This is a genomic window from Agrobacterium sp. 22-210-1 (assembly GCF_053522525.1).
Genome location: NZ_JBNWCI010000002.1, coordinates 966,997 through 987,417 on the forward strand (window position 1 = coordinate 966,997; position 20,421 = coordinate 987,417).

The 20,421-nt window shown below is 59.4% G+C and carries 19 protein-coding genes; 6 read left to right on the forward strand and 13 right to left on the reverse strand.

Annotated features, from left to right (window positions below; all coding sequences use genetic code 11):
• Positions 1–117 precede the first annotated feature (117 nt).
• The 12 genes from ACQZ5F_RS17470 to ACQZ5F_RS17525 all read right to left on the reverse strand — a co-directional run bounded on the left by ACQZ5F_RS17470 (position 118) and on the right by ACQZ5F_RS17525 (position 11,947).
• Complete coding sequence (locus tag ACQZ5F_RS17470) at positions 118–1,296, reverse strand: iron-containing alcohol dehydrogenase (RefSeq protein ID WP_046799977.1); 1,179 nt, start codon at positions 1,294–1,296, stop codon at positions 118–120.
• A gap of 98 nt (positions 1,297–1,394) precedes the next feature.
• Complete coding sequence (locus ACQZ5F_RS17475) at positions 1,395–2,126, reverse strand: amino acid ABC transporter ATP-binding protein (protein WP_082178889.1); 732 nt, start codon at positions 2,124–2,126, stop codon at positions 1,395–1,397.
• 29 nt (positions 2,127–2,155) lie between these two features.
• Complete coding sequence (locus tag ACQZ5F_RS17480; protein WP_046799979.1) at positions 2,156–2,845, reverse strand: amino acid ABC transporter permease; 690 nt, start codon at positions 2,843–2,845, stop codon at positions 2,156–2,158.
• A 75-nt stretch (positions 2,846–2,920) separates the two neighbouring features.
• Positions 2,921–3,781 (reverse strand): transporter substrate-binding domain-containing protein, encoded by an 861-nt coding sequence (locus ACQZ5F_RS17485; RefSeq protein WP_137087013.1) that lies wholly within the window; start codon positions 3,779–3,781, stop codon positions 2,921–2,923.
• A gap of 183 nt (positions 3,782–3,964) precedes the next feature.
• On the reverse strand, positions 3,965–4,660 hold the full coding sequence (locus ACQZ5F_RS17490) for a GntR family transcriptional regulator (protein ID WP_137087015.1): 696 nt from the start codon (positions 4,658–4,660) through the stop codon (positions 3,965–3,967).
• Positions 4,661–4,817: 157 nt separating this feature from the next.
• The gene (gene purU, locus ACQZ5F_RS17495) at positions 4,818–5,702 is read right to left on the reverse strand and encodes a formyltetrahydrofolate deformylase (protein ID WP_225338810.1); all 885 of its coding nucleotides are present in this window, start codon (positions 5,700–5,702) and stop codon (positions 4,818–4,820) included.
• Between the two features lie 89 nt (positions 5,703–5,791).
• Positions 5,792–7,099 (reverse strand): type III glutamate--ammonia ligase, encoded by a 1,308-nt coding sequence (gene glnT, locus ACQZ5F_RS17500; RefSeq protein WP_225338811.1) that lies wholly within the window; start codon positions 7,097–7,099, stop codon positions 5,792–5,794.
• Between the two features lie 85 nt (positions 7,100–7,184).
• A complete protein-coding gene (locus ACQZ5F_RS17505) occupies positions 7,185–8,513 on the reverse strand; it encodes an FMN-binding glutamate synthase family protein (RefSeq protein WP_046799983.1) in 1,329 nt (442 codons plus the stop codon).
• 16 nt (positions 8,514–8,529) lie between these two features.
• Positions 8,530–9,216, reverse strand: a complete 687-nt coding sequence (locus ACQZ5F_RS17510) for a GltB/FmdC/FwdC-like GXGXG domain-containing protein (protein WP_225244050.1) — start codon at positions 9,214–9,216, stop codon at positions 8,530–8,532.
• 38 nt (positions 9,217–9,254) lie between these two features.
• The gene (locus ACQZ5F_RS17515) at positions 9,255–10,160 is read right to left on the reverse strand and encodes a class II glutamine amidotransferase (protein ID WP_225338812.1); all 906 of its coding nucleotides are present in this window, start codon (positions 10,158–10,160) and stop codon (positions 9,255–9,257) included.
• Positions 10,161–10,256: 96 nt separating this feature from the next.
• Complete coding sequence (locus ACQZ5F_RS17520) at positions 10,257–10,937, reverse strand: helix-turn-helix domain-containing protein (RefSeq protein ID WP_046799986.1); 681 nt, start codon at positions 10,935–10,937, stop codon at positions 10,257–10,259.
• Positions 10,938–10,966: 29 nt separating this feature from the next.
• Positions 10,967–11,947: a GlxA family transcriptional regulator gene (locus tag ACQZ5F_RS17525; RefSeq protein ID WP_225338813.1), complete on the reverse strand. Its 981-nt coding sequence runs from the start codon at positions 11,945–11,947 to the stop codon at positions 10,967–10,969.
• Positions 11,948–12,037: 90 nt separating this feature from the next.
• Between ACQZ5F_RS17525 and ACQZ5F_RS17530 the strand changes: the two genes are divergently transcribed.
• The 4 genes from ACQZ5F_RS17530 to soxG all read left to right on the forward strand — a co-directional run bounded on the left by ACQZ5F_RS17530 (position 12,038) and on the right by soxG (position 17,143).
• Positions 12,038–13,288 (forward strand): sarcosine oxidase subunit beta family protein, encoded by a 1,251-nt coding sequence (locus ACQZ5F_RS17530; RefSeq protein WP_225338814.1) that lies wholly within the window; start codon positions 12,038–12,040, stop codon positions 13,286–13,288.
• 78 nt (positions 13,289–13,366) lie between these two features.
• On the forward strand, positions 13,367–13,642 hold the full coding sequence (locus ACQZ5F_RS17535) for a sarcosine oxidase subunit delta family protein (protein ID WP_225338815.1): 276 nt from the start codon (positions 13,367–13,369) through the stop codon (positions 13,640–13,642).
• On the forward strand, positions 13,639–16,602 hold the full coding sequence (locus ACQZ5F_RS17540; RefSeq protein ID WP_225338816.1) for a sarcosine oxidase subunit alpha: 2,964 nt from the start codon (positions 13,639–13,641) through the stop codon (positions 16,600–16,602). The genes ACQZ5F_RS17535 and ACQZ5F_RS17540 overlap by 4 nt, the downstream gene beginning before the upstream one ends.
• Positions 16,595–17,143 (forward strand): sarcosine oxidase subunit gamma family protein, encoded by a 549-nt coding sequence (gene soxG, locus ACQZ5F_RS17545; protein WP_225338817.1) that lies wholly within the window; start codon positions 16,595–16,597, stop codon positions 17,141–17,143. The genes ACQZ5F_RS17540 and soxG overlap by 8 nt, the downstream gene beginning before the upstream one ends.
• Positions 17,144–17,152: 9 nt before the next feature.
• On the opposite strand, the gene ACQZ5F_RS17550 is transcribed toward soxG, so the two are convergent.
• A complete protein-coding gene (locus tag ACQZ5F_RS17550) occupies positions 17,153–18,193 on the reverse strand; it encodes a LacI family DNA-binding transcriptional regulator (RefSeq protein ID WP_225338818.1) in 1,041 nt (346 codons plus the stop codon).
• A gap of 148 nt (positions 18,194–18,341) precedes the next feature.
• Here ACQZ5F_RS17550 and ACQZ5F_RS17555 point away from each other — a divergent pair, with 148 nt between their 5' ends.
• On the forward strand, positions 18,342–19,307 hold the full coding sequence (locus ACQZ5F_RS17555) for a substrate-binding domain-containing protein (RefSeq protein ID WP_137087031.1): 966 nt from the start codon (positions 18,342–18,344) through the stop codon (positions 19,305–19,307).
• Between the two features lie 103 nt (positions 19,308–19,410).
• The gene (locus tag ACQZ5F_RS17560; protein ID WP_046800041.1) at positions 19,411–20,415 is read left to right on the forward strand and encodes an ABC transporter permease; all 1,005 of its coding nucleotides are present in this window, start codon (positions 19,411–19,413) and stop codon (positions 20,413–20,415) included.
• Positions 20,416–20,421: the final 6 nt, after the last annotated feature.

A 20,421-nucleotide genomic window follows, 5' to 3' on the forward strand; every position in this document is an offset into this window, starting at 1 on the left:
GGGCGTTCTCTCCGTAAATACGATGTCTTATGGTATGCCATAATACATTACTGTCAAGGGTCAGGTGATTTTCGTTTGAAAAATCGAAAATATTGAAATTTAACAACGTGTTACGACTTAAAATTCCGCGATGCGCCCGTCATAGGCAAGCTCATACAGACGCGTCATTTCAGCAACTGTGGGCACCCGGGGGTTATTTGCCGGCGTGCCGGAAGCGAGGCCCTGGCGCACCATTTCAGGCAACAGTTCGAGATAGCGGCTCCTGTCGATGCCGAACTCTTGCGGGGTCGGCACCTTCAGCCGCCTGTTCAGGCCGATGAAGGCCTCCACCAGCTTCGTGCCGGCAATCTGGTCGCTATCCGCCGCGCTGGCACAACCCAGCGCGCGGGCGGCGGCGGCATAATGCGGCAAAGCGGAATTCAGCGAAAACTGCGTGACCAGCGGCAGCACCATCGCGTTCGACATGCCATGCGGCACATGGAAAAAAGCACCGACCGGCCGGCTGAGACCATGGATCAGGGCCGTCGATGTGTTGGAGACGGCAAGTCCGGCATGGGTTGCGCCCAGCATCATCGCTTCACGCGCATCCCGGTCATCAGGATTATTAGCCACCTTCTCAAGATTTGCCCCAATCAGCTTCAGCGCGGAAAGCGCCAGCGCTTCGGAATGGGCATTGCCGTTGCGGTTGACCAGCGCCTCCAGCGCATGGGTCAGCGCATCGATGCCAGTATCGACGGTGACGCGGTAAGGGCAGCTCAGCGTCAGCTCGTAATCGATGATGGCGGCGACCGGCAAAGCTGCGGTACCGAGGATCAGCATTTTTTCGCTCGCGACCGTATCGGTGACGACGGCGGCGCGTGTCACTTCCGATCCGGTGCCAGCGGTGGTGGGGATAGCAATCACCGGCATGACGGCGAAATCCACGATCCGCGGCACCTTCAGTGCACGCAAGTCTTCACCGCTGGTCGCGACGATGGCGCCTGCCTTTGCGGTATCCATGGCGCTACCACCGCCGAGGGCGACAAGACCATCATGACGACCTTGGGAAATGCGCTTCACCAAAGCAGTGATCGATATGTCCGTGGGGTCCTCAACGACCTCGGAGAAAATGGCGCCGTCTATGCCTTCGCCTGGAAGCGCCTGCAAAAGCGCATCGGCATGGCCGAGCTTCTGCATCACGGGGTCACAGACGAGCAGAGGACGATTAACCCCGAGCGATTTCAGCATGGCAGGCAATCGGAAGCGGCTGCCGCCGCCGATCAACATTTCGCGGGGCATCAGGACACGGTTTATCATTGCAGTTCTCCGCCACTCTCATTCTGCGTTGTTCGGAACGGCCGAAGGCCATATGGCCTGAAGCGGAATATGGTTATCCCGCTCAGGCAGACATGAGCCTAGTGCGCCAGGATTTTCGACAGGAACGAGCGGGCGCGCTCCGTCTTCGGATGGGTGAAGAAGCTCTCGCCCTCACCGATCTCAACGATCTCGCCGCCATCCATGAAGACGATGCGGTCCGCCACCTTGCGGGCAAAACCCATCTCGTGGGTTACCACCATCATCGTCATGCCCTCCTGCGCCAGCGAAACCATGACGTCGAGCACCTCGTTGATCATTTCCGGATCGAGCGCCGATGTCGGCTCATCGAACAGCATGGCGACCGGGTCCATCGCCAGCGCGCGGGCAATGGCAACGCGCTGCTGCTGGCCACCCGACAATTGGCCGGGATATTTCTTGGCATGCGCCGTCAACCCCACCCGTTCGAGAAGGGCATTTGCCTTGGCAAGCGCTTCCGCCGGTGAACGGCCCAGAACCTTCTCCTGCCCGATGCAGAGATTTTCAAGGATCGTCATATGCGGGAAAAGTTCGAAATGCTGGAACACCATGCCCACCTTGGAGCGCAGTTTCGGCATATCGGTCTTAGGATCTGTCACCTCCACGCCGTTGACCGTGATGACGCCGTTGCCGATCGTCTCCAGCGCATTGACGCATTTGATCAGCGTCGATTTTCCGGAACCGGAAGGCCCGCAGATCACGACGACTTCGCCCTTGGCGACATTCAGGCTGCAATTGGTCAGAACCTGAAAATTCGGGCCGTACCATTTGTTGACGGATTGTAGTTCGATCATGCTGATTGCTTGCGACATCGGACCGTTCCTTAATGCACGTCGGTAGACATGGGGCCATAGGCCTTGCCGAACCGCTTTTCGATCCGGCGCTGGATCAGTTCCCAGGCGGTCGTCATGGCGAGGTAATAAAGGGCTGCGACCATAAAGAGCTCAAGAACCAGGAATTTTTCCTGAATGAGCACCTGCGTGCGGCGCAGAAGCTCCTCCATGGAAATGATCGAGGCGATCGACGTCGTTTTGAGCACGCCGTTGACGGAATTGCCAAGCGGCGGAATGATGATGCGGAAGGCCTGTGGCGCAACGATGTAACGCATCACCTGCGCCTCGGTCATGCCGATGGCGCGGGCCGCGTTGATCTGGCCCTTTGGAACGGCGGCGATGCCTGCCCGGACGATTTCCGACAGATAGGCGGCCTCGCAGAGCGACAGGCCGATCAGCGTTGATTGCAGAACCGTCAGCTTGATGCCGATCTGCGGCAGACCGGTATAGATGATGATGAGCTGCACCAGAAGCGGCGTGCCGCGAAAGATCCAGGTGTAGAAATAGGCCGGCCCGGACAGGAACCGGTATTTCGACATGCGCATCACCGCGATGACAAAGCCCAGTGCAAGACCCGCCGTCATGGCGAAAACCGTGAGGCCGAGCGTCACCAGCGCGCCCTCGAACAGATAATAATTCGTCAGATATTCGAAGAAACCTTCCCAGTTCCAACCCTTCACGTCTTTCTCCAATTCATGCGGGAACGGTCGCGGCGAGAGCTTTCCCGCCGCGATGACTGTTCAGATGGATGGAATTCAGCCTTCCGGGCCGAGAACGGCGAGATCGCCCGGCGCAATGCTGACGCCATAACCGCCCATCAGCTTCTCGAGCGCGCCATCGGCCTTCATCTCCTTCAGAGCGGCTGAAACGGCGTCGGCGACGTCCTTGTTGCCGAAGGAAAGCGAGCCGGGTGTAGGATACATGCCGGAAAGCGCATGGGTGAATTCGCCGCGGTCCTGATATTGTTTGGCAACCGGATCGATCGATACCGCCGCCTGCACCTGGCCGGCGCGCAAGGCCTGATAAACCGTCGCGTAGTTGTCGAACAGGTTGATGGTCATTGGCGCCAGACCGCGCTTCTTGAAGTCTTCGTTCAGTTCTTTGATCTTGCGCTCGGCATAACCGCCAATATCGGTGCTGACGGCCTTGCCGGCGAGATCATCGACCTTGGTGATAGGCTCGGACGCGCCGACCGCCGTGGAAATGCTGATGGCGAGGTTTTCATAGGGGATCATGAACAGGATCTTGCGCCGCTCTGCCGTTACGAACAGGCCGGCATTGATCATGTCCCAGCGGCCACCCTGCAGGCCCGGCACCATGGTCGCATATTCGGTGCTGATATATTCCGGCTTCAGGCAAAGCCGTTTGGCGATCTCATAGCCCAGTTCGATGCGCAGTCCCTTCAATACGCCCTGCTGATCGGCATAGGCCATGGGCGGCAGGGTCGGGCTGGTGGCCATCACCAGGTGGCCGGGCTTGATGAGATGATCGTCGGATATTTTCGGCGTGCAGTCCTGAGCGACGGCGGCACCGGCAAAAAGAGTGATGGCAACGCCCGCCAGAAAGGTTTTTGCGCGCACGGCTGTGCATTTCCGGGAAATCGGATTCCAGTTCATATTAAGCTCCGCTCTTTATATTATTTATTATGGCATACCATCACACCAAACAGTTTGCCCTGTCAAGAAGCGGTCGAGGATTTTTCTAAAATATTGAAAAATAACGATAAAATCAAAAAAGCATAAGCTTGCGGCTCCCGGCAGGGCAACCGCAAGAATAAGACAATAGAGTGCCGAAAACCGTCAGTCGGCGGCTTTCTGCGCCGTGAGAACAGCTTCGGCGATGGCGCAAGCACTCGTGACGTGATCGAGCGCGGCTTTGTAGGCGGCATCCCCGTCACCCTTTCGGATCGCCTCAACAATCTTTTCCATCTGCGCCGGACCGTCGGTGTCCCGGCTTTTCGTCTTGATGGTCATGGAGCGCAGGTGGTTGATCCGAACCGTCAGCAGATTGACGACGCCCCAGGCGACATGCCGGTCGATCTTGCTGAACAGCGTCTGGTAAAAGGACGAAGTATGCGCCAGCACGCCCGGCATATCCTTCGCAACATAACTTTCGCGGATGTGCCTCAGCGAAACTTCCAGCGCCTCGACGATGGCGGGATCGCGACGTTCGGCGCAAAGGCGCGCCGCCATTCCCTCCAGCGCACCGCGAATTTCGTAAATCTGCTTGGCCTCATCGAGATCGAGCAGCGCGACCATCGGACCCTTGTTCGGCAGGTTCGCCACCAGCCCTTCGGATTCCAGATGCCGCAGAACCTCGCGCACGATGGTGCGGGAAACACCGAGCTGGGCACAGAGATCACGCTCCACGAGACGGTCTCCCGGACGGAAGTACCCGTTCACGATGGCGTCCCGCACCTTGTCGAGCGCGAGTTCCCTCAGCGTCTTCGTCGGACGTTCAACGCGAATGGCAGTTCCCTGCAAAGCACCGGTCATGGTATCACCTCGTCTGGCACATCCCGCCTGCGCTCGCCGCACGCAGAAGCGGGTTCTGGCTCTTGATATTATGGCGTACCAACTTATTTAGCCGCGCATCATGTTTATGGCAACAGCAGACGTGCGGCAGGACCGCCTGCCGTAGCGCCATAAAACCTTATCCCATTCTTTCCGAGGCATAGGAGCCGGGACCGGGAAGAAACACCACGGTTCGACTGCCGTTGATGAAGGTGCGATGGTGGATATGCGCGTGAATGGCGCGCGCCAGCACCTGCGCTTCCACATCGCGGCCAAGCGACACGTAGTCTTCCGCACTCTGGGCGTGGGTGATGCGCACGATATCCTGCTCGATGATCGGGCCTTCGTCCAGATCCGCAGTCACATAGTGCGCAGTCGCACCGATCAGCTTCACGCCGCGCTGATAAGCCTGCTTGTAGGGGTTGGCGCCCTTGAAGGATGGCAGGAAGGAGTGGTGGATATTGATGATCTTTCCCGACATCGCCTCGCACATCCTGTCGGAAAGCACCTGCATGTAACGGGCGAGCACGATGAGTTCCGTTCCGGTGCTTTCGGCGATATCCATGATCCGGGCTTCGGCCTGCGGCTTGTTTTCCTTGGTCACCGGAATGTGGTGGAAGGGAATGTCGTGGTTGACGACGACCTTCTGGTAATCGAAGTGATTGGAGACGACGCCAACAATATCGATCGGCAGAGCCCCGATACGCCAGCGGTACAGCAGGTCATTCAGGCAGTGGCCGAAGCGCGAGACCATCAGCAGAACCTTCATCCGCTCGGACTGGTCGTGCAACGCCACCTCCATGCCGAATTTTTCGGAGATCGGCGCAAGCCCGGCCATGAGCGCATCGCGCTTTGCCCCCTCTTCGGAGATAAATCCCACACGCATGAAGAAGCGGCCCGTACCCAGATCGTCGAACTGCGAGCTGTCGACGATGTTGCACCCTTTGTCGGCCAGAAAGCCGGAAAGGGCGGCGACGATGCCACGGGTGGACTTGCATGTTACGGTCAGGACGAAATTCGTCATCTGGCGTTCTCTCTGTCATCAATAAGGGAAAAACCCGCGCTGTTTGACGAGCGCGGGAAGGGCCGCAAGGGCGGCGGGGAAAACCGAACTCAGACGTCGAGCGTGGTCTGATGCTCCCAGGCGGTGAACTGCGCGCAATAGCTGTTCCACTCACCCTGCTTGAGCTTGAGATAGGCTTTGGAGAATTCGACGCCCAGCGCCTGCTGCAATTCCGCATCCTTCTCATATTCGCGCAGCGCATCGAGAAGATTGAGCGGCAGCTTCGGGGCATCCGTGACCTTGTGACCCTCGCGATACATGTCGATATCGTAGTGCGGACCGGGATCGGCCTTGGAGCGGACACCGGAGAGGCCGGCGGCGATGATGATGGCCTGCAGCAGATAGGGGTTCACCGCTCCATCCGGCAGGCGCAGTTCGAACCGCCCCGGCCCAGGCACGCGCACCATATGGGTGCGGTTGTTGCCGGTCCAGGTGACCGTGTTCGGCGCCCAGGTCGCGCCCGAGATGGTGCGCGGTGCGTTGATGCGCTTGTAGGAATTGACCGTCGGATTGGTAACCGCTGCAAGAGCCGACGCATGTTTCATGATACCGCCAAGAAACGTCTTGCCTTTGGCGGAAAGCCCAAAAGGCATTGCCTTGTCGGCAAAGGCGTTGACCTTGCCTTCAAGGTCCCAGACCGAAATATGGGCATGGCAGCCATTGCCGGTCAGCCCCTTGAACGGTTTCGGCATGAAGGTGGCGCGCAGCCCATGCTTTTCAGCAACCGATTTGACCATGAACTTGAAGAAGGAATGTTTGTCGGCGGTCTGCAGCGCATCATCATATTCCCAGTTCATCTCGAACTGGCCATTCGCATCCTCATGGTCGTTCTGGTAGGGCTTCCAGCCCAGCTCCAGCATGTAATCGCAAATCTCGGCGATCACATCGTAACGGCGCATCACCGCCTGCTGGTCGTAGCACGGCTTTTCCGCCGTGTCGTATTCGTCGGAGATTTTCGCGCCATCCGGCGAGATCAGGAAAAATTCCGGCTCCACACCGGTCTTGACCCTTAACCCCTCGCCCGCTGCTTCCGCGATGAGTTTTTTCAGGACCACACGCGGCGCCTGTTCCACCGGCTGGTCTTCCATGACGCAATCGGCAGCGACCCAGGCGACATCCTTTTTCCAGGGCAGCTGGATGACCGACGAAGCATCGGGCAAGGCGAAAAGATCAGGATGGGCCGGCGTCAGATCGAACCAAGTGGCGAAACCGGCAAAACCTGCGCCGCCCTTCTGCATATCGGCGATCGCTTCTGCCGGAACCAGCTTGGCGCGCTGGCCGCCGAAGAGATCGGTATAGCTGATCATGAAATATTTGATGCCCTTTTCGGCAGCAAATTTGGAGAGGTCCAGTGTCACGTCATTCCCCTTTTTTTGGTATCAGACACTTCATCGAAAAAAGACGGACACATCCTCCCAAATGCGTCCGTCCGATCTTTTTGTTTTAAAAGCTGCCTTTCCCCGGGAACCAGTTTGTTCCCGCCAGCGGAACCTGCGCCATTGCCGCAGCCTCCATCGTCAGCGCCACCAGATCTTCCGGCTCCAGATTGTGGAGATGGTTCTTGCCGCAGGCGCGCGCGATGGTCTGCGCCTCCAGCGTCATGACCTTCAGATAATTGGCAAGGCGGCGGCCGGCGGCGACGGGATCGAGGCGAGCGGCAAGCTCCGGGTCCTGCGTGGTGATGCCGGCGGGGTCTTTGCCCTCATGCCAGTCATCATAAGCGCCTGCTGTTGTGCCGAGCTTCTGATATTCTGCTTCCCAATGCGGATCATTATCGCCGAGCGCCACCAGCGCCGCCGTTCCAATCGCAACCGCATCGGCGCCGAGCGCCAGCGCCTTGGCGACATCAGCACCCGAACGGATACCGCCGGAGACGATGAGCTGCACCTTGCGGTGCATGCCGAGATCCTGAAGCGCCTGCACGGCGGGGCGAATGCAGGCAAGCGTGGGCATGCCAACATTTTCGATGAAGACATCCTGCGTGGCGGCCGTGCCGCCCTGCATGCCATCAAGTACCACCACATCGGCACCGGCCTTCACCGCCAGCGCCGTGTCGTAATAGGGCCGCGCGCCGCCGACCTTGATGTAGATCGGCTTTTCCCAGTCGGTAATTTCGCGCAGTTCGAGGATCTTGATTTCGAGATCATCAGGGCCGGTCCAGTCAGGGTGACGGCAGGCGGAGCGCTGGTCGATGCCTTTCGGCAGATTGCGCATATTGGCGACGCGGTCGGAAATCTTCTGGCCAAGCAACATGCCGCCGCCGCCCGGTTTCGCGCCCTGGCCGACAACGACCTCGATGGCGTCCGCACGGCGCAGGTCTTTCGGGTTCATGCCATAACGCGAGGGCAGATACTGGTAAACCAGCGTCTGGCTGTGGCCGCGCTCCTCATCCGTCATGCCGCCATCGCCCGTCGTGGTGGATGTGCCGGCGATTGTCGCGCCACGGCCGAGCGCTTCCTTGGCGTTGCCTGACAGAGCGCCAAAGCTCATGCCTGCAATGGTGATCGGCGTTTTCAGCGTGATCGGCTTTTTGGCGAAGCGCGTGCCGAGTGTCACGGTCGTATCGCATTTCTCGCGATAGCCTTCGAGCGGATAACGCGAGATGGACGCGCCGAGAAACAGGAGGTCGTCGAAATGCGGCACCTTGCGCTTGGTGCCCGCACCGCGAATATCATAGATGCCGGTCGCAGCCGCGCGGCGGATTTCCGCCAGCGTATGGTCGTCGAATGTCGCGGATTTGCGCGGCGGGGTGAAGGGGTTGTGATAGCTCATCGGAAAATCCCTCGCCTCAATACGCGTCGGCGTTGTCGATGTTGAAATTGTAGAGCGTGCGGGCCGAGCCGTAGCGTTTGAACTCGTTGGGGCTAACATCGGTAACGCCGGCCTTTTCCAGAAGTTCGGCAAGCTTCTCCAGATGTTCAGGCCGCATTTCCTTCTCGATGCAATCGGCACCCAGGCTCTTCACGGAACCGCGCACGAAAAGCTTCGCTTCATAAAGGGAATCGCCCAGCGCATCGCCCGCATCGCCGCAGACGACGAGATGACCGGACTGGCCCATGAAGGCGGACATATGGCCGATATTGCCCTTCACGACGATATCGATGCCCTTCATGGAAATGCCGCAGCGGGAAGCGGCATTGCCCCTGATGACCAGAAGCCCGCCGCGACCGGTCGCGCCGGCATATTGCGAGGCGTCGCCCTCGATGACGACCGTGCCGGACATCATGTTCTCAGCGACACCCGGCCCGGCCGAGCCGTGCACGGTGACGGTGCCGCCATCATTCATGCCGGCGCAATAATAACCAACCGAACCGTGGACATCGACCGTCACAGGACTGTCGATACCGACCGCGACGGCATGATGGCCGCGCGGATTGACGACTTCGAATTCGGTGTCGTTCGCGCCCGAGGAAAGGCCGTGGAGCGCCTTGTTGAGTTCACGCAATGGCGTGTGAGAGAGATCGAAAACTGGCATGGATTATGACTTTCGCAATATACGCCGATGAACGGGTCTCAGGCGGCCTTTTCATGGTCCCAGAAATAGACGGTCGCCGGTTCAGGCTCCCAGACACGGGCATTTTCGATGCCGGGCAGATTGACCAGCGCGCGATATTCGGAGCCGAAAGCGACATATTGATCGGTCTCGGCCATGACAGCCGGCTTGCAGGCGATGGGATCACGCACCACGCCGAAACCGGATTTGGTACCGACGACGAAGGTGAAGAAACCGTCGAGGTCATCGAGCGCGCCGGTCAGCGCCTCGCCCAGATCCTTGCCCTTGGCCATTTCCGCCGTGAGATAGGCGGCGGCCACTTCCGAGTCGTTCTGGGTCTCGAAGCTCATGCCCTCGCGCACCAGTTCGCGGCGCAGATTATTGTGGTTGGAGAGCGAGCCATTATGCACCAGGCACTGGTCGGCGCCGGTGGAAAAGGGATGCGCACCAAGCGTCGTCACCGCCGATTCCGTCGCCATGCGGGTATGGCCGATGCCGTGGGTGCCCGCCATGGAGCGCACGTCGAAACGGGTGACGACATCCTTCGGAAGACCGGTTTCCTTGTAGATTTCGACGCTGTCGCCGGAACCCATCACGCGCACATTCGGGCGGATTGCGGAAAGAACCGCGCGGATCCCGTCCAGCTTTTCGGCGGGAATATCGAGGACCGCATGAGTGCTTTTCACCGTGATCACGGCATCGACGCCGCTTTCCTTCAGCGCTTCGGCGAGGCCGGAAAAATCGGCAGCCGGATCGGCCGACTGTATGGTCACTTTCGCCCGGCCATCGGCAACACTTCCGTAGATCGCGATGCCGGCGGAATCCGGGCCGCGATCGGTCATCGTGACCAGCATATCCGAAAGCAGCTGACCCAGCTGCGGTTCAAGGCTTTTGTCTTTCAGGAATAGTCCAACAATGCCGCACATCGACAGGCACCTCCATTCGTTTCTGAATGAAGGGCTAACATATGAAATTCCATTCCGTCAACTAACAGGAATATTTTTTTCTTCTAAGGCAAACTATCAATCATTGCCCAGCCGCCTTTGCGGATAGGAAATGATCGACAGATAACGGGCGGGAAGCTTCACCAATTCCTCCGGCCCGTGCGGCGCATCGGCGTCAAAAAACAGGCTGTCGCCGGCCTGCATGGTGAAAAGCTGCTCGCCGTGGCGGTAAACCACTTCGCCTTCCAGCATGTAGAGAAACTCCATGCCCTCATGCTGAAAGGTCGGAAACACATCCGAATCCTTGGTAAGCGTGATGAGATAGGGCTCGACGGTGACGCCGCTGGTATTGTTGTCGATATGGCCGAGCAGGCTGTATTGATGACCGGCGCGAGTGCCTCTGCGGTCAATGTTCACGCCCTGCCCCGCCTTGACGAAGGTGGCGCTGCGCGGTTCCTCGAAACCGCGGAAGAAGGCCGTGATCGGCACCCCCAGCGCCTTGGAGAGCGTCTGCAACGTGGTGAGCGACGGGGAGATATTGCCGTTTTCGATCTTGGAGAGCATGCCCACGGAAACGCCGGTGGCGGATGCGAGATCGGTAACCGTGATACCGAGCTTCTTGCGATAGGCGCGCACCTCATGGCCGATCGCCATTTCCAGATTGTTGACCCTCGGCTCACGAACGGCATGCGGATCCTGCGACAGGAACTGCGCTTGTTCGGTCTTGGGGGTGTCCTTCGCCATGGGGTTCTCCGGCATTATCGTGTTTTCTCTTCCTTACAGGAAAACTATTTTAATTCGGAGGAAATCTTTATCCGCAGTGCATTCGGTGTGTGACCAAAGCGAGCCTTGAAGCTTCCTGAAAAATGCCCCGCACTGGAGAAGCCTGTCGCGAAGGCAACTTCCGCGATGGAAAGAGGACTTTGCTCCAGAAGTCGCCGGGCGTGATCGAGGCGGATCGCGCGGTATGTTTCCAGAAACGTCGTTTTCAGATGGGTTGCGAAAAGCCGGTCGAGGTGGCGCGCGCTGGTTCCCGCCAGTTTCGCCATGGTCTGCCGGTCGAGCGGGCTTTCGATGGTCGTCTCCATTTTTTCCAGCACGGTCAGCAGGGCCGGATGGTTGGTGCCATGGCGTTCCGCCGAGGAGCCACGCTGCGGCGCGCCGGGTTCGGCCACCGCCGTGTGCAGATACCAGTCGCTGACGCGCCTTGCGAAATGAGCACCCATTCTCTGCGAGATCATCGCATGCATCATGTCGAGGGGGGCAACGCCGCCGGCGCAGGTGATGCGGTCTCCATCGAAAACAAACCGCGCCTGTCGGGGCGTGAGATGGCCGAAGGCCTCTTTCAGCACCGGCGCATGCTCCCAGTGAATCGTGAAATCGCGGTTTTCCAGCAATCCCGCCGCTGCCAGCACATAGGCGCCGCTGGAAATGCCCCCAATCCTGACACCCTGCCGCGCCAGCCGCCGTAACGTCCCGTAGGAATTTTCCGCAACGGTCCAGTCCTGCGGTCCGCCGCCCGCGCAGACGAAAATCGTGTGGCATCGCTCCCCTGCGGCGGCGAGTGCCTCGCAGCCAACAATGATGCCGGACGAACTCCTGACGGCTTCCCCGTCGAAAGACAGGGGAACCACGTCGTAAAGATCGGTTCCGGCGATCAGATTGGCGGCCCGTAGCGGCTCCGCCGCCGAGGCGTAGGACATCAACGCGAAATTCGTAACCAGGATGAAACCAATGCGCTGGGCGTTCTTCTGCTCGATTGTCGTCATGTCTCTTTTTTAAATCATAATGTCCCTAATCTGCAATGATCTTTCGAACGACGCCGATAAGCTTGCACGATATCGTTCGAGGTACGCCAGATGCGCTATTCCGCCTTTTCCATTTTCAAGAACGGCCTTTTTGGCAACAAAGCGTGGAAACCCGCCTGGCGGGATGTGTCGCCGAAACCGCATTATGACGTCATCATCGTTGGCGGCGGCGGGCATGGGCTGGCGACAGCCTATTATCTCGCCAAGGAATTCGGCGTCACCAATGTCGCTGTGCTGGAGAAAAACTACATCGGCTCCGGCAATGTCGGCCGCAACACCACAATCATCCGCTCCAATTACCTGCTGCCGGGCAACAACCCATTCTACGAGCTCTCGATGAAGCTGTGGGAAGGGCTGGAGCAGGATTTCAATTTCAACGCCATGGTTTCCCAGCGGGGCGTGCTGAACCTCTTCCATTCGGATGCGCAGCGCGATGCCTATACAAGGCGCGGCAATGCCATGCGGCTGCACGGTGTCGATGCCGAACTTCTGGATCGCGGCTCGGTCAAGGCAATGCTGCCGTTTCTCGATTTCGACAATGCCCGCTTTCCAGTTCAGGGCGGGTTGCTGCAAAGGCGCGGCGGCACCGTGCGGCATGATGCCGTGGCCTGGGGTTATGCACGCGGTGCAGACAGCCGAGGCGTCGATATTATCCAGGGCTGCGAAGTGACGGGCATTCGCCGCGAAAACGGCAGTGTCGTGGGTGTCGAGACCAACAGGGGTTTCATCGGCTGCGGCAAGCTGGCGCTGGCGGCAGCCGGCAACTCATCGCAGGTGGCCGCCATGGCCGGGCTGAAACTGCCGATCGAAAGCCATGTGCTGCAGGCTTTCGTCTCGGAAGGCCTGAAACCCTTCATCGATGGCGTCGTCACCTTTGGCGCAGGCCATTTTTACGTTTCGCAATCGGACAAGGGCGGCCTCGTTTTCGGTGGCGATATAGACGGCTACAATTCCTATGCCCAGCGCGGCAATCTTGCGACAGTCGAACATGTGGCGGAAGCCGGCAAGGCGATGATACCGGCACTTTCCCGCGTCCGGGTTCTGCGCTCCTGGGGCGGCATCATGGATATGTCAATGGACGGTTCACCGATCATCGACCAAACCCCAATCGACAATCTCTACCTGAATGCCGGCTGGTGTTACGGCGGCTTCAAGGCGACGCCCGCTTCCGGTTTCTGCTTCGCCCATCTTCTCGCACGCGGCACACCGCAGGAAACGGCGACCGCATTTCGGCTGGATCGTTTCCGGCGTGGATACCTCATCGATGAAAAGGGCCAGGGCGCCCAGCCCAACCTTCACTAAATCTGTAGCGGGATTTCAGGCGAAAAACCGCTCACACTTTTCGCCATCCCGCTATCTGGCGGATCAAGGACATCTGAAATGGCAAGTCTCGTGCCCTGCCCGCATTGCGGGCAAAGACCCAAGGAAGAATTCACCATCAAGGGTGCCGCCTTTCAGCGGCCGGCGGCGGATGCCGGCGCCGATGAATGGTTCGATTATGTCTATCTGCGCGACAATCCGCGCGGCGCCTATGAGGAATATTGGCACCATACCTCCGGTTGCCGCCGCTGGCTGGTCGTCGCCCGCGACACGATCACCCATGAGATATCCGCCTGCCGAGATGCCGCTGGAGAGAAGGAAGTGACAAGCCCATGACATCCAGCCGCCTGAAGACCGGCGGTCTGATTGACCGCACCCAGCCGCGTTCCTTCACCTTCGATGGCAAGGTGATGCAGGGTTTCGAAGGCGACAGCCTCGCCTCCGCCCTGCTCGCCAATGGCCAGCAACTCGTCGGCCGCAGCTTCAAATACCACCGCCCGCGCGGCATATTGACGGCGGGTGCCGCCGAGCCGAACGCCCTGATGACCATCGGCAGCGGTGGCCGTACCGAACCGAACACGCGCGCCACCATGCAGGAGCTTTATGCCGGGCTGGAAGCGAGAAGCCAGAACCGCTGGCCCTCACTCGATTTCGATATCGGCGCATTGACCGGCCTTCTTTCGCCCTTCCTCGGCGCGGGTTTCTATTACAAGACCTTCATGTGGCCCGCCGCCTTCTGGGAAAAAATCTACGAGCCCTTCATCCGCAAAGCCGCCGGTCTCGGCAAGGCGAGTTACGAGGCGGATCCGGATACCTATGACAAATGCTGGGCGCATTGCGATCTGCTGGTGATCGGTTCCGGCGCGGCGGGGCTGGCCGCTGCCCTTGCTGCAGGACGTCATGGTGCGCGCGTCATCATTGTCGATGAACATTCCATGGCAGGCGGCGGGCTCCTTTCCGAAACCGCGACAATCGGCGGCAAGAGCGCTGCCGATTTCGCGGCGCAATGTGTCGCCGAACTCGAAGCCTTGCCGAATGTGACGGTGCTGACGCGCACCACTGCCTTCGGCTGGTACGACGGCAATGTCTTCGGCGCGCTGGAGCGTGTGCAAAAACATGTGGCCCACCCGCAAGCGCATGTGCCGGTGGAGCGCCTGTGGCGCATCGTCGCCAAGCGTGCGCTGCTCGCCACCGGCACGGAAGAACGGCCGCTGGTCTTCGGGGGCAATGATATTCCCGGCGTGATGATGGCCGGCGCCATGCGCAGTTATCTCAACCATTATGCCGTAAGCCCCGGCACGGCGACGGCGATTTTCACCACCAACGACAGCGGTTATGCGCTCGCCCGCGATCTGGAAGCACAGGGTGTCACCCTCGCCGCCATCATCGATAGTCGCGAGCAGGGTAATTTGGGCTACGAAGGCAAGGCGCGTGTTATCAAAGGTGGAGTCGTCTCGAATGCAAAAGGCGGCAAGGCGCTGTCCACCATAGAGATTTATGCTAATGGCCGCACGGAGAACATGAATATCGATGCGCTGGCCATGTCGGGCGGTTTCAGCCCCATCATCCATCTTGCCTGCCATCGCGGTGGAAAACCGGTCTGGTCAGAAGACAATGTTGCCTTCCTTGCACCCGCCAGTCTCAAGGGGCTCGAACTCGCCGGAGCGGTGTCCGCGATAAACGGCATCGCCGCCTGCCTTGAGGATGGCGCGCGAAAGGGCGCGGCGCTTGCGCAGGATCTCGGTTTTGCAGCGACCACAACGACATTCGGCGTCGTGGAAAACGATGTTGTCGCCCGGCCCGCAAAGGCGCTCTGGTCCATCCCCGGCATCAAGGCCAAAGCTTTTGTCGATTACCAGAATGATGTCCATCGCAAGGATCTTGGCCTTGCCGTCAACGAAGGTTACGGCCATGTCGAACTGGCCAAGCGTTATACAACAAACGGCATGGCGACCGATCAGGGCAAGCTTTCCAACGTCAATGCCATCGGGCTGCTGGCCGAGGCGCGCGGCGTTTCCCCGGCGGATGTCGGCACCACCACCTTCCGGCCGTTCTATACGCCCGTCTCCTTTGGCGCACTGACGGGAGCCTATCACGGCCAGCATTTCCAGCCTGTGCGCAAATCGCCGCTGCATGGCTGGGCCGAAAAGAATGGGGCCATCTTCGTTGAAACCGGGCTCTGGTATCGCTCCTCCTGGTTTCCCCGCAGCGGTGAAAACGGCTGGCGGGAAAGCGTTGACCGCGAAGTTCTGAATGTGCGCGAAAATGCCGGCCTCTGCGATGTATCGATGCTCGGCAAAATCGAGATTTGCGGCAAGGACGCCGCCGAATTCCTCAACCGGGTTTATTGCAACGCTTTCCTGAAACTGCCGGTCGGCAAGGCGCGATATGGCCTGATGCTGCGTGAAGATGGCATGATCTATGATGACGGCACCACCAGCCGGCTGGAGGAAAACCGTTTCTTCATGACGACCACCACGGCCTATGCGGCAGGCGTCATGAACCATCTGGAATTCTGCGCCCAGACGCTCTGGCCGGATCTCGACGTGCGGCTTGCCTCCGTCACCGACCAATGGGCGCAGATGGCGATTGCCGGACCGAAGGCGCGTACCATTCTGCAGAGAATCCTCGATGAGGATATTTCCGATGAGGCCTTCCCCTTTCTTGCGGCCAAAGAAATCTCGCTGTTTGGCGGGCAATTGCACGGGCGCCTGTTCCGGATTTCCTTCTCCGGCGAACTGGCCTACGAGCTCGCCGTCCCCGCCGGTTACGGTGAAAGCATTGCCGATGCGCTGATGGAGGCGGGCAAGTCCGAGAACATCATGCCTTATGGCGTTGAGGCACTCGGTGTGCTGCGCATCGAAAAGGGCCACGTCACCCATAACGAGATCAATGGCACGGTGGTGCCCGCCGATCTCGGCTTTGCCAAAATGGTCTCTGCCACCAAGGCCGATTTCATCGGCCGGCGGATGCTGGAGCGCGAGGGGCTTTCCGCCGCCGACCGTCCGAGCCTCATCGGCGTCGTGCCGCTTGATAAAAACCAGTCCTTCCGCACCGGCTCGCATATTCTTGCGAAGGATGCAGCGGCAACGCTGGAAAACGATCAGGGTTATGTGACCTCCAGCGCGTTCTCACCCCATCTCGGTTCCACCATCGGCCTCGCCCTCGTCAAGAATGGCCCCGCGCGGGATGGCGAGGAAGTCGTGGTCTGGAACGGTCTGCGCAATGAATTCACCGCCGCGCGCCTGTGCAATCCGGTTTTCTTCGACCCTGAGAACGAGAAGCTCCATGTCTGATTTCAAGCCTGATTTCAAATCTGGTTTCCGGCCGACCCTGCGCCCGATGCTGGGCAAAAAGGGAGCAATTGCTTCCACCACCATCAAGCTCTCTCCCCTGCCGGAAGCCGCAATCATCCATGTGCTGGCCGCGCCCGGTGCAGCGGATATGGAAGTCCGCCTGTCCAGTCTCGCAAAAGGCGATGTGCGGGCGGTCTCTCCCGGCCAGTGGTTCATCGTCGGCGAACAGCCGCTCTCTCACGTGGACATGAAGACGTTTCTTGCGGCGCTTGAACCGCAGGCAACGGGTGTGGACCAGAGCCAGGGGCGCGTACGAATCCGAATCGAAGGCAGAATGGCCGAGCGGGTGCTGGCAAAAGGAACGGCGGTCGATCTTTCCATCGCCGCTTTTCCGGTGGGACGCTCCGCCACGACGCTGATCGGCCATATCGCCGCCCATCTCACCCGGCTTGACGGGCAGGTGTTCGAAGTCATCGTTTTGCGCGGTTTTGCCGAAAGCCTGTGGGACGATCTTGCCCGGATGAGCCTCGAATTCCAGTGATCCTATTGGCTATGTCCAGATGCTTTCGGGCGTCAGGATTTCAAACGGAACGATCCGCTGTTCGACGGAGGATGTGTCCCCATTCTCGACGCGCCGTAACATCACATCGATCAATTGCTGCGGCATCCTGTCGAGGGGAAGCGGCAGCGAGGCGGTAATCAGCCCTTCGTTCAGGCCCTTGCGCGTTTCCGGGCCGATATCGTTGCAGACGATCTTTATGCCGCGCTGCCTTTCCACCGGTAATTCCCGAAGTGCCCGAAGAACGCCGGATATACCACCACCATTGACATAGATCCCCCGGAGGCCGGGTTCAGCAGCGATCATGTCGCGGATGATAACATAGGCATTTTCAGGCTCTTCGAAAGTTAGCAGCGTTTCCGCCACCTGCAATTCAGGTGTGTTCTCGCGCATGTAAGAGCGGAAGCTGGCATCCGAAACATCCTGACACTGATAGCGGTTGCTGCCGATCAGCGGCACGACCACACCCTCGCCCTTCACCGTCTGGCTGAGGAACCATGCCGCAGTCCGACCGCGTTTCCAACTGTCGGTTCCGACGAAACCCGCGCGGCTCGCCGCCGATAGATCGGACACGTAAGTTACCACCGGAACCCCCATGCCCCGCAGCTCGTCGATCGCCTGGCTGACGAGCGGATGATCGGCCGTCACCACCGCAATGGCGCTGCAGGTTTTCCCCATCTTCAGGAGATTGGCGGAAACGGCCTCGGGCGAAAGATCGTCCTCGAAAACCACATCCGGCTCGATAACGCTGTCCGGCCTCTGGCGTGCAGCGGCGACGATCCCTTCCGCCCACAACCGGTAGAGCGGCCGATGGGATTGCTGCAGCAGGAAACCGAGCCTGTAGTGGGGCATGGCCTCACGACGCCGGTCCTTGATGGTGCCGAGACCATAAAAACCGATCTCCTCTGCAGCCTTGAGAATCTGGTCGATCGTATCCTGACGCACGGCGGTCGAACCGTGCAGCAGCCGGTTGACCGTGGAGATGCTGACGCCGGCGGCTTTCGCAAGATCGGTAATGGTGGGTCGGTTCATGGCGCCTCACAATTGTATCATCGATGAATGACACGGAATGATATGAAATGCAACATTAAATGAAATATAAATTCCATTCTCAGGAAAATGAAAGATATAAATCATCTTGTCATTTTGGCCCATCGGGAGAATGGGCAGGGAGGAAACAATGGCATATTTCAAGAAATTTCTTATAGCGGGCGCGGCATCGCTGTTGATGGCATGCGGCGCATCTGCGGCCAACATCGCCGTTGTCGGCGGTAAAAACGATGATGCGTTCTGGAACCTCATCAAAAAGGGCGTGGATGACGCGCGCCTCGTGGTCGAGGCGAATGGCGGCAAGGTCAATTACCTGCGTCTGCAGACCTATGACAATTTCGCGCCGGATGTCGTGCAGCTGATCCAGACCGCCATCAGCCAGAAGGTCGATGGTCTCGTCATTCCGAACTGGGTGCCGGAAGGCGAGGACCCGGCGATCCGCGAAGCCATCAAGTCCGGCATCAAGGTCATTCTCATGAATGCCGGCGGCCATGAAAAGGCGAAGGAACTCGGTGCGATCAACTATGTCGGCTCCGACGAATATCTGGCGGGCGTCGCCGGTGGCGAATATTTCGCCAAGCAGGGCAAGAAGAACGTCATCTGCGTCAACACCGTCCCGGGCGCCGCCAATCTCGAAGCCAGATGCAAGGGTGTTCTGGACGGCATCACCAAGGCCGGCGGCAGCGGCAAGCAGCTGCCGCTGCCCGCCACCAGCTTTGGCGATGCCACCGCGGTCGCCGAGGCGATCAAGGCGACGCTGCTTCAGGACAGCAAGATTGACGGCGTCCTCACCATTTCGGCGGGTGACGCGGATTCAGCCGCCATTGGCGTGATGCAGGCCGGCAAAACCGAAACGGCCCTGCTCGGCACCTTCGACCTCAACCAGTCCGGCCTCGACCGCATCAAGGACGGGACACAGGGTTTTGCAATCGACCAGCAGCCCTATCTGCAATCGCTGCTGGCGGTGACGCTTCTCGCCTCAGCCATCGATTTCGGAACCGATCTGCCGACCGCGCCGGTGCTGACCGGCCCCAACATCGTCGACAAATCCAACATCCAGGCCACGCTTGCCGGCGTCGCCAAGGGTGCGCGCTGAGCGATGATCCGCGCCCGATCCCGACACCCGGCAATGCCGGCGTTCGGGATCGGCAGGCAAGGGCATCCCCGCAAAACCCAGGGTCAATAGTGGAGTGAACGACGTGAAAAATCTCTCTTTGGGCGACCTTCTGCGTCGCCCGGAATCAGGTGCCTTTCTTGGCCTTGTTTTTGTTCTTGCCTTCTTTGTTGTCTTCGGCAGCATCGAATTCCTGAAACCGGCCGGCGCGGCAAGCTGGCTGAATGTCGCCGCCAATCTCGGCATTGTTGCCATTCCCGTCGGGTTGCTGATGATTTCCGGCGAGCTGGATATTTCCATCGGCGCTATGATCCCGGCCGGCGCGCTGACGGTCGCCATCATCACCGGTTATTATGGCATGCCGATCTGGCTTGGCATCATCGGCGCGCTTGGCCTTGGAGTGCTCGTCGGGCTGATCAACGGCTTTCTGGTGATACGGACCGTGGTGCCGTCACTGATCGTCACCCTCGGCACGCTGTTTGCGGTGCAGGGGCTGATCCTCGGCTTTTCCGTGCTGCTGACCGGCACAACCAGCGTGGCGCTCAGCCCCGCCCAATCCGGCCCCATCGCCAAATTCCTGTTCGGACAGTTTATCGGCGGCAGTTTTCAGGTGAGCATCATCTGGTGGCTACTGCTGACGGCGATCTATATCTTCTACGTCCATTATTCACCCTTCGGAAACTGGATTTTCGCCATGGGCGGCGACCGCGTGAGCGCCCGCAACGCCGGTATTCCCACTGACAAGCTGACGGTGACGCTTTTTGTCCTTTCCTCCGTCAGCGCCTCCTTCGTCGGTGTCTGTCAGGCGATCCTCTTCAATGTCGCCCAGGTTTCGGCCGGCATGACCTTCATCTTCAACTCCATCATCGCGGTCGTCGTGGGCGGGGTGCTGCTGACCGGCGGCTTCGGTTCGGTGATCGGCATATTTCTCGGCACCATCACCTTCGCCATCGTCAATCAGGGCATTTATTTCACCGCCTTTGACCGCAACTGGTCGAGCCTCATCATCGGCGTCATGCTGCTTTTGGCAGTGCTGATGAACAACACCTTCCGCGTGATGGCGCTCACCTATTCGCCGAAGAAGAAGTGAGGCAAG